Origin of the sequence: Cohnella phaseoli (assembly GCF_003386235.1) — a bacterium.
Classification (GTDB): domain Bacteria; phylum Bacillota; class Bacilli; order Paenibacillales; family Paenibacillaceae; genus Cohnella; species Cohnella phaseoli.
In genome coordinates this window covers 1-3,091 of sequence record NZ_QRDZ01000068.1, presented here as the reverse complement: position 1 = coordinate 3,091, position 3,091 = coordinate 1, and the positions used below count along the sequence as shown (strand labels likewise).

Genomic DNA, 3,091 nt, shown 5'->3' with positions numbered 1-3,091 from the left:
CTTGCACCTTGAAAACTGGATATCGAACCAAACTGCATACAATCTAAGGATTGCATGCTGCGCGAAGAAGAATGAAGCATCTCTGCCTTACTAGTGTCAAACAACTGTAACTGACGACCGAATATTGACCTTACGGCCAATATTAGGATCGCAGTGAGGTTAAGCTAATAAGTGCGCACGGAGGATGCCTAGGCGCCAGGAGCCGATGAAGGACGCGACGAACAGCGATATGCTTCGGGGAGCTGTAAGTGAGCTTTGATCCGGAGATTTCCGAATGGGGAAACCCAGCTATCGTAATGGATAGTTACCTTCGAGTGAATACATAGCTCGTCGGAGGCATACCAGGGGAACTGAAACATCTAAGTACCCTGAGGAAGAGAAAACAACAGTGATTCCGTCAGTAGCGGCGAGCGAAAGCGGATTAGCCCAAACCAGAGGGCTTGCTCTCTGGGGTTGTAGGACGTCTCACATGGAGTGATAAAAGAGCACATTAGGCGAAGAGGTCTGGAAAGGCCTGCCACAGAAGGTAAAAGCCCTGTAGCCGAAAGTGTGTTCTCTCCGAGACGGATCCTGAGTACCGCGGGACACGTGAAACCCCGTGGGAATCCGGCAGGACCATCTGCCAAGGCTAAATACTCCCTGGCGACCGATAGCGAAGCAGTACCGTGAGGGAAAGGTGAAAAGCACCGCGGGAGCGGAGTGAAAGAGAACCTGAAACCGTGCGCTTACAAGAAGTCAGAGCCCGATCTAGGGGTGATGGCGTGCCTTTTGTAGAATGAACCGGCGAGTTACGTTCACGTGCAAGGTTAAGCTGATGAGGCGGAGCCGAAGGGAAACCGAGTCTGAATAGGGCGCTTAAGTACGTGGTCGTAGACCCGAAACCGTGTGATCTACCCCTGTGCAGGGTGAAGGTGCGGTAACACGCACTGGAGGCCCGAACTCGTGAGCGTTGAAAAGCTCTGGGATGACGTGGGGGTAGGGGAGAAATTCCAATCGAACTCGGAGATAGCTGGTTCTCCCCGAAATAGCTTTAGGGCTAGCCTCGAGGTTGAGCATCATGGAGGTAGAGCACTGATTGGGTGCGGGGCCCGCCAAGGGTTACCAAGTCCAGTCAAACTCCGAATGCCATAGATGTATACTCGGGAGTCAGACGGCGAGTGCTAAGATCCGTCGTCAAGAGGGAAAGAGCCCAGATCATCAGCTAAGGTCCCCAAGTGTGTGTTAAGTGGGAAAGGATGTGGAGTTGCGAAGACAACCAGGATGTTGGCTTAGAAGCAGCCACCATTTAAAGAGTGCGTAATAGCTCACTGGTCGAGTGACTCTGCGCCGAAAATGTAACGGGGCTAAACACACCACCGAAGCTATGGCAGACGCGCGCAAGCGCGCTTGGGTAGGGGAGCGTTGTATACGGGTTGAAGTCAGACCGTAAGGACTGGTGGACGGTATACAAGTGAGAATGCCGGTATGAGTAACGAAAAGACAGGTGAGAATCCTGTCCGCCGAAAGCCTAAGGGTTCCTGGGGTAGGTTCGTCCGCCCAGGGTAAGTCGGGACCTAAGGCGAGGCCGAAAGGCGTAGTCGATGGACAACAGGTTGAAATTCCTGTACCACCGTAATCCGTTATGAGCGATGGGGGGACGCAGGAGGGAAGCGACGCGAGCCGATGGATGTGCTCGTCCAAGCAGTGAGAGGGGTATGTAGGCAAATCCGCATACTGTTAACCTTGAGCTGTGATGGGGAGGGAAAATCACAGTACCGAAGGTCGTACACCCACGCTGCCAAGAAAAGCCTCTAGCCAGGAGAAGGTGCCCGTACCGTAAACCGACACAGGTGGGCGAGATGAGAATTCTAAGGCGCGCGGAAGAACTCTCGTTAAGGAACTCGGCAAAATGACCCCGTAACTTCGGGAGAAGGGGTGCCTCGGTAGGGTGAATAGCCCGAGGGGGCCGCAGTGAAGAGGCCCAAGCGACTGTTTAGCAAAAACACAGGTCTGTGCGAAGCCGTAAGGCGAAGTATACGGGCTGACGCCTGCCCGGTGCTGGAAGGTTAAGGGGAGTGGTTAGGGGTAACCCGAAGCTGTGAACCGAAGCCCCAGTAAACGGCGGCCGTAACTATAACGGTCCTAAGGTAGCGAAATTCCTTGTCAGGTAAATTCTGACCCGCACGAATGGCGTAACGACTTGGGCGCTGTCTCAACGAGAGATCCGGTGAAATTTTAGTACCTGTGAAGATGCAGGTTACCCGCGACGTGACGGAAAGACCCCATGGAGCTTTACTGTAGCTTGATATTGAACTTTGGTACGGTCTGTACAGGATAGGTGGGAGCCGATGAAGCTGGGGCGCAAGCCTCAGTGGAGGCGCCGTTGGGATACCACCCTGATCGTATCGGAGTTCTAACCTGCTGCCCTGAATCGGGCAGAGGGACCGTGTCAGGCGGACAGTTTGACTGGGGCGGTCGCCTCCTAAAAAGTAACGGAGGCGCTCTAAGGTTCCCTCAGCGCGGTTGGAAATCGCGCGAAGAGTGCAAAGGCATAAGGGAGCTTGACTGCGAGACCTACAAGTCGAGCAGGGAGGAAACTCGGACTTAGTGATCCGGTGGTACCGAATGGAAGGGCCATCGCTCAACGGATAAAAGCTACCCTGGGGATAACAGGCTTATCTCCCCCAAGAGTCCACATCGACGGGGAGGTTTGGCACCTCGATGTCGGCTCATCGCATCCTGGGGCTGAAGTAGGTCCCAAGGGTTGGGCTGTTCGCCCATTAAAGCGGTACGCGAGCTGGGTTCAGAACGTCGTGAGACAGTTCGGTCCCTATCTGTCGCGGGCGTAGGAAATTTGAGAGGGGCTGTCCTTAGTACGAGAGGACCGGGATGGACGCACCGCTGGTGTACCAGTTGTTCCGCCAGGAGCATCGCTGGGTAGCCAAGTGCGGAAGGGATAAGCGCTGAAAGCATCTAAGCGCGAAGCCTGCCTCAAGATGAGATTTCCCAATTCGTAAGACCCCTGGAAGAACACCAGGTTGATAGGCTCGGGGTGGAAGCGCAGCAATGTGTGGAGCTGACGAGTACTAATCGGTCGAGGGCTTATCCTAAC

Annotated in this window: 1 rRNA gene; it reads left to right on the top strand. The window is 54.5% G+C overall.

Features of this window, described 5'->3' with window-relative positions:
- The first annotated feature begins 157 nt into the window (after positions 1–157).
- Positions 158–3,089, top strand: a 23S ribosomal RNA gene (locus DFP98_RS38490).
- Positions 3,090–3,091 lie beyond the last annotated feature (2 nt).